This is a genomic window from Allocoleopsis sp. (genome assembly GCF_036703385.1).
Classification (GTDB): Bacteria; Cyanobacteriota; Cyanobacteriia; order Cyanobacteriales; family Coleofasciculaceae; genus Allocoleopsis.
This window is the reverse complement of record NZ_DATNPA010000771.1, coordinates 1-7167: the sequence shown is the minus strand read 5'-3', so window position 1 is coordinate 7167 and position 7167 is coordinate 1. Positions and strand designations below refer to the sequence as shown.

Here is a 7167-nt window from a genome sequence, read left to right as displayed (position 1 = left end):
ACAAGAGCAAAATCAACAGCTGCAACAGGAGATTCAAGAGCGATTGAAAGCTGAAAAAGCGGCTGAAGCTGCATCCAAAGCGAAAACAGAGTTCCTAGCTAATATGAGTCATGAACTCCGCACTCCCCTCAATGCCATTCTGGGTTTTACCCAAGTCATAAGCCGCGATTTGCAATTGAGCACCGAGCAGCGGGAATATTTGAGAATCATCAATCGCAGTGGTGAGCATTTGCTGGATTTAATCAATGATGTTTTAGATTTGTCCAAAATCGAGGCGGGTCTAAGTTCGCTTGATGAAACGAGTTTTAATCTATATCGTTTGCTCGATTCTTTGGAAGAAATGTTCCAAATTAAAGCTGAGCAAAGGAATTTAAAAGTAATTTTTTTGGTTCCAGCCGATATTCCTCATTATATAAAAACAGACTCGAAAAAATTACGGATTTGTTTAATTAATCTTCTCGGAAATGCACTCAAATTTACGGAACACGGTACAGTTACTTTGCGAGTCAGTGCGGGGCAAGCGACTGAAGACAGACAAAGTCAACCGTCAAAACGGTGTAAAAATACAGCAGACGCAGAGATTTTAAAGAGCATCTCACCAGACAATTGTTTCCCAGCCGAGCAGCTCTCATCCCAATTTCCTCATACCCTACATTTTGAAGTCGAAGATACGGGGCCTGGAATTGCAGCAGAGGAAATGGAAAGCTTATTTGATGCCTTTGTGCAAACAGAAACGGGTCGAAAATTTGCCGAAGGAACGGGCTTGGGTTTAGCTATCACGCGAAAATTTGTGCAATTGATGGGGGGAGAAATTAAGGTTAGCAGTATTTTAGGTGAGGGAGCTAATTTTAAATTTGACATCAAAATCGCTGAGCCAGATTCACTGGAACTGATAGCCAAACCTCTCCGGCGGGTGATTGGTTTAGAGCCTAATCAGGACAAGTATCGTCTGCTAGTGGTGGATGACACCAAAGAAAACCGTTTACTACTCGTTAAGTTGCTCGAACCCATTGGTTTTGAAGTGCGCGAAGCCGAAAATGGTGTCGAAGGATTAGCTCTGTGGGAGAGTTGGCAGCCCCATTTGATTTGGATGGATACACGGATGCCTGTGATGGATGGATTAGAGGCGACTAGACAAATTCGAGCCAGGGAAACACAGAGAGCCAGAAGTAGAGGAACACAAATCAGGAGCTGGGGCAATGAGGAGAGTGAGCACGGATTGGGCTCGAAGGAGATTACCAGTGTTTCTGTGTTATCTAACTCACCCCCAACTACCTTTATTATTGCTCTGACTGCCAGTATCTTTGAGGAGAAGCGAGGGGAGATTTTGACGGCAGGTTCCGACGATTTTGTGCGTAAACCCTTTGCTGAAGCAGTAATCTTTGAAAAGCTCTCGGAATACCTGGGGGTGCGCTACCTTTATGAAGATTTGCCTGCATCAACCCAGGCTCCCTGGCGAGTTGAGTCGAGTGGCGAAAAATCGGATTCATTTTTCCTTGGGGAATTGGCAAAGATGCCTCTACCGTGGGTAAACGAACTTTATGAGGCCGCGAATGTCGTCAATGAAGAGTTGGTTTTCGAGTTAATCCAGAAAATTCCCCAGGAAAATGCTTCTCTGGCTTTGGCTTTAACCGATTTGTTGAATGATTTTCGTCTTGATGTAATTGTGTGTATCACTCAACAGTGTTTAGTGAGCAGTGAACAGTGAACAGTAGACCTCTTGTATAAATACTGGAATGCCCCCTAAATCCCCCAATTCTGGGGGACTTTGAATTCAGGTTCCCCCCAATTTTGGGGGGTAGGGGGGCGAAAATCTACTATCGTGCTTGTATAGCTGTCGCCATACAGTTAGGACTTTCTTTAAAGGCCCAAACGACCAACTACCTGGAATAAACCTTCTGCCCTCTTCCTTCTGCCTTTTGCCATATCTGTACATTTACAGTTCATTGAATCAACTATGAACCATAAACCAGTCTTCTCAATAACATGACGATGCTAGGAGACACGATATAAATCAGTAATTCAAGGCTTAAAGATGGGGGGTGAATATGGTAGAAATAACATCAAGACTATTAACTAATAAAGCAAGTAAAATTTTAATTGTTGATGATAAACCGAATAACCTACGTTTTTTATCCCGGATTCTGAGCGATCGCGGATATCAAGTGCAACGGGCGATCTGCGGTCAACTAGCCGTGAATGCCGCGATCGCGTCTCCCCCCGATTTGATTTTGCTCGACATGATGATGCCACAGATGGATGGCAATGCGGTGTGTCGCCAGCTGAAAGCCAGGGAAGAAACCCAGGAAATTCCCATCATCTTCCTGACAGCTTTAAATGAAACCTCTGAGAAAGTCAAAGCGTTGAGAGGCGGTGGTGCTGACTATATTACGAAGCCGTTTCAAGTCGAAGAACTTTTAGCACGGATCGAAAATCAACTCACCATTCAACGGCTCTCGAAGCAATTAAAGCAGCAAAATGCCCTACTGCAACAGGAGATTAGCGATCGCAAACGGGCAGAAGCCGCCCTGCTGGAACGAATCAATTTAGCAGACTTAAATGCGGATGTCGGGACGGCTCTTACCCAAGGCAGTAGCTTGCAAGATAGGCTCGGTCGTTGTACCTCTGCCTTATTAGAACACCTCAATGCTGCGATCGCCGGCATCTGGACTCTCAATGAAGCAGAAGGCATGTTGGAACTGCAAGCCAGTGCAGGGATAGGGATGTATCCACACCTCAACGAGGTTTATCGCCGGGTGAGAGTCGGTCAGTGCTATATCGGCTTGATGGCTCAAGAACGTCAGCCTCGGATCGATTTTGGATTTTCGATTGCCGAATGCGAAGCGGGGTGTGAAAGCGCACAACTCCTGAACCGCTCAAATCAAGAATCAGAGGTTTCTCCCTTCAACGAACCGTTGAATCATCCAGAATTGAAGTCGAACACCTGTGCTTGCCAACGAACCCCCCAAATTTCCCAATGGGAGGAAGGGATGCTGGCCTTTGCAGGCTACCCCTTAATTGTGGAAAACCGCTTAGTGGGGGTGATGGCAATCTTTGCTCGTTATCCGCTAACACCAGTAACCCTCCAAGCGATGGCATCTATTGCCAATGGCATTGCTTTGGGTATCGATCGCTTCTGGGCGGAAGAAAAACTCCGACGGAGCGAGGCCAATCTGGCAGAGGCTCAGAGGATTGCCCATGTCGGTAGTTGGGAATTTGATGTCATCACTCACAAAATTACCTGGTCAGAAGAACTCTTCCGCATTTTTGGCCTTGACCCAACTGGGCCAGAACCGAACCACACCCAACTGCTGAAAAAAGTTCATCATGATGACCGAGCTTTGTGGAGAAAATCGATTGAGCAAGTGTTGGAGTCAGGCACATCCTATGAATCAGACTTTCGCTTGGTTCGACCCGATCATTCTATCCGGTATGTCGAGGCCAGAGGAAAGGCCATTTTTAACGAGCAAGGGCAGGTCATCCGACTTTTCGGAACGATACTGGACATCACCGATCGCAAGCAAGTGGAAAAAGCGCTGCGACAATCGGAAGCACGAGAACGAGAAAAGGCGCAAGAGCTAGAACTAACCCTCTCGAAGTTGAAACGTACCCAAGCCCAACTGATTCAGGCCGAAAAAATGTCAAGTCTGGGGCAAATGGTCGCGGGCGTTGCTCATGAAATCAATAACCCAGTCAGCTTTATTTATGGGAATCTTTATGTGGCGAAGGAATACTTCCAAGACCTGAGTCGCTTGATTGCAAGCTACCAGCAGACTTACCCTCATCCCACACCCGAAATTCAGCGGGTAACCCAAGAAGTCGATTGGCAGTTTCTGGTAGACGATTGGCAAAAACTGGTGAATTCAATGGAGGTGGGAGCCGAGCGCATCCATCAAATTGTGCGATCGCTACGGCTATTTTCCCGGTTGGATGAATCCGAGCTAAAACTTGTCGATATCCACGATGGTATTGATAATACCTTATTGCTGTTGCAGCATCGTCTGAGAGCTAAAGGCGATACCGCTGAGATTGAAGTGATTAAAAACTATAGTCAACTTCCATTGGTCACCTGCTATGCCAGTCAGTTGAATCAGGTATTCATGAATTTGCTCAGTAACGCCATTGACGCAATGGAAACCGTACCCGCTCCACGCAAGATTAGCATTCGCACTGAGGTATGCGATCAGGACTGGGGGCAAGGGGATAACCGCAACTCATACGAGGAGACAGGAGGACAAGGGGACAAGGAGGAAAAGCATGAAAAGAGAGACAAGGAAGCTTCTAACAAGTCTTTCCCAATGCAATGCCAAAGTCCGACTTCGGTGATCATTCGGATTGCCGACAACGGGACTGGGATGAGTGAGGAAGTGTTGCATCAGATATTTGACCCGTTTTTTACCACCAAGCCCGTAGGAACTGGCACGGGTTTGGGGTTAGCCATTAGCTACCAAATTGTGGTGGAAAAACACCAGGGTCAAATCAGTTGTGTTTCTGCCCTAGGTCAAGGGACAGAGTTTATCGTGGAGATTCCCATAAGGGCGAAAGCCGTTCATTAATGCTCTAGAATTGGACTCCTATTCTCCTCGATAAACCTTGCATATATGACACGGTGAGGGCACGATATTATCGTGCCCCTATAAAAGTTGTGTTGCACTGAAGTGAAAATAGCTATTGACAAATAATACTAAATGATGTTCAAGCTACCGCCGCTAAATACCGATACCATCTGGGCAATTTTGAATGAAGAGATTGCCGATGATACCGTCAACAAGTTGGTTTGGAACTATTTAGGTTATCGCTATGATTCAACCGCGAATCAATGGGATATTACCCAGGTTGCTCCTGAATGGAAAGAGGAATATCCAGAGCCACCGAACTTTATTGAGAGCCGTCTTGCAACGGTGAAACTGACTCGCTCGATTCCGCAAGCCAATAAACAACTGTTAAAAGAGCAGTTGGGTTTTAAAGGTTACAAAATCGGTGAATTTGGCCCCCGGCAGACTCGTCGGGCTACAGCAGCCAATTGGTTGTTGAGTTATATGAAAGATGCGGGTGTAACCCAATAAACGTTTACCGCTTTAGCAAAAATTGGCTCTGGGTGCAATGGCGTAAATCTGAAGATTGCTATAAGAAAATCTTTGAGGTTGAGTTTGAGTGCATCCCTTAAGATACGAAGGGTTGTTCTGTGGAACCTGACCCTAGTCTGTCCTTTATCTGAGTAATTAGGTGCTATGCAATGGCTAGACGATAGCCCTATCGGGATGCTGACGCTCATAAACTCGCTACTGCTTCGCGATCGCGATAACCCTATCGGGATGCTTCGCGATCGCATCCTCCTGGCAGTCCCCGTCTCAGGCGGCGACAGCAATCTGGCGGAAGTATTAACCGTTCTGATCGTCCTGTTGTTGGTCGCCACAGGGGTTGCCCTCATCTCACGCCGACTTCGTATTCCTTACATTGCGGGTTTGGTGTTGGCAGGGCTAGCCATTACTGAGCTTTTGCCCGAACCTCATCGCATCCGCCTGGACTCTTCCCTAATTTTCAATTTATTCTTGCCGATTCTGCTGTTTGAAGCCGCGCTGAATACAGATATCAGTCGTTTGCGGAGTACGATTAAGCCCATCGCCCTGCTTGCGGGGCCGGGGATTCTGCTGTGTGCTGGCATCACCTCCGTTTTGCTGAGACTAGCACTCGGTTTAGATTGGATACCCGCCTCATTGGTCGGTGTGATTTTGTCCATTACAGATACAGCCCTAGTGATTGCGGTGTTTAAGGAGGTGTCCGCGCCTCACCGCTTGGTCACCCTAGTGGAGGGTGAAAGTCTGGTTAACGATGATGTGGCTCTAGTTTTATTTAGCCTGATTTTGACCGTTTACAAGACGGGTACATTATCGCCTTTATTTGTAGTACAGGAATTTTTATTCGTCATCATCGGCGGTGCCTTAGTCGGTGCCGCATTGGGCTACCTCAGTATTCGGTTGTTGAGTCAAGCAGATGACCCATTGAGTAGCATTCTCCTCACCGTTGCCATTGCGTTGGGAGCCTTCCAAGCCGGTCAGTTTCTCCATGTATCCGGCGTCGTTGCTGTTGTTGTGGCGGGATTGATTGTTGGCAACTTCGAGCATTCCCAAATGACCTCAGCCTCGACTCAAGTGACGTTGTTTAGCTTCTGGGAATACGCTGGCTTTGGGGTCAATACCTTTATTTTTTTACTCATTGGTCTAGAGATTAATCTCAGCACTCTTTGGCAGACGTTGCCAGCCGTTTTCTTAGCCTTTATTGCCTATCAAGTCGGAAGGGCAATTACCGTTTATCCGCTTTTAGCGACGGTTCGGTTTTTTGACCGACCGATTCCGATGCGCTGGAGGCATGTTCTATTTGTGGGCAATATTAAAGGGTCGCTCTCAACGGCCTTGGCTTTGAGTTTACCGCTTGGGTTGCCAGATCGAGAAAAACTGATTGCGATCATCTTGGGCATTGTTTTGGTGTCTCTGGTGGGACAAGGGCTGAGTCTGCCTTGGGTTGTGCGACGTTTAAAGGTCGCTCACCGCTCGGAATCGTACCAGCAGATTGAGGAATTGCAAGCCCAACTGATGACGGCTAAGGCCGCTCAGGATGAATTAGATAGTTTGTTGAAATCAGGAGTTTTGCCCAAAGCTGTCTACGAAGAGATGCGAGCCGCTTATCAGGTGCGGGTGGCAGCGTCTGAGAGAACATTGCGGGATATCTACAACCAGCGTCCGATGCGATCGCCTGAAAGTAAGGGTGAAAGTCTTTCGGACTCCCTTCGCGATCGCACGAAGCTAGACGCAATTCGTCGGCAATTGCTCCTGGCAGAAAAGGGCGCACTCACCGACGCTCTTCGCAGGCGGATTCTCTCCGAAGAAGTCGTTGAAGAGCGCATCAGAACCCTCAATGAGCAACTTTTGAAGCTGGAGGATGACTAGTAAGCTGTTGTGCTTGGAAAAGAGCATATCTCTTGGGGCTGGTAATGGGTAATAGGTAATGGGTAATAGAAGATGCATTCCCTTACTTTGGGCAAGAAATTCGGCAATACCATTTGCCCCAATTACCTTTTTACTGAAAAGTGCAACTTGTAGGCGCGGCAGCTTATCACTGAGCAGTGAACAGTGAACAGCCGACTAAATAGTTAGTGTTTATGGATTT

General features: G+C 47.1%; 4 protein-coding genes. All 4 read left to right on the top strand.

Annotation, left to right across the window (positions count from 1 at the left end):
• Positions 1–1708, top strand: a 1708-nt coding sequence (locus V6C93_RS36130; protein WP_333481525.1) for a histidine kinase dimerization/phospho-acceptor domain-containing protein, incomplete at its 5' end; no start/stop codon positions are given.
• A 340-nt stretch (positions 1709–2048) separates the two neighbouring features.
• Positions 2049–4556 (top strand): response regulator, encoded by a 2508-nt coding sequence (locus tag V6C93_RS36125; protein WP_333481524.1) that lies wholly within the window; start codon positions 2049–2051, stop codon positions 4554–4556.
• Between the two features lie 135 nt (positions 4557–4691).
• Complete coding sequence (locus V6C93_RS36120) at positions 4692–5066, top strand: DUF1823 family protein (protein ID WP_349262947.1); 375 nt, start codon at positions 4692–4694, stop codon at positions 5064–5066.
• A gap of 249 nt (positions 5067–5315) precedes the next feature.
• Positions 5316–6947 (top strand): Na+/H+ antiporter, encoded by a 1632-nt coding sequence (locus V6C93_RS36115; RefSeq protein WP_349262946.1) that lies wholly within the window; start codon positions 5316–5318, stop codon positions 6945–6947.
• The last annotated feature ends 220 nt before the right edge of the window (positions 6948–7167 follow it).

Coding starts and splice junctions, on each gene's coding strand:
- V6C93_RS36125 (WP_333481524.1), top strand. CDS start 2,049: ATGGTAGAAATAACATCAAGACTATTAACTAATAAAGCAAGTAAAATT.
- V6C93_RS36120 (WP_349262947.1), top strand. CDS start 4,692: ATGTTCAAGCTACCGCCGCTAAATACCGATACCATCTGGGCAATTTTG.
- V6C93_RS36115 (WP_349262946.1), top strand. CDS start 5,316: ATGCTTCGCGATCGCATCCTCCTGGCAGTCCCCGTCTCAGGCGGCGAC.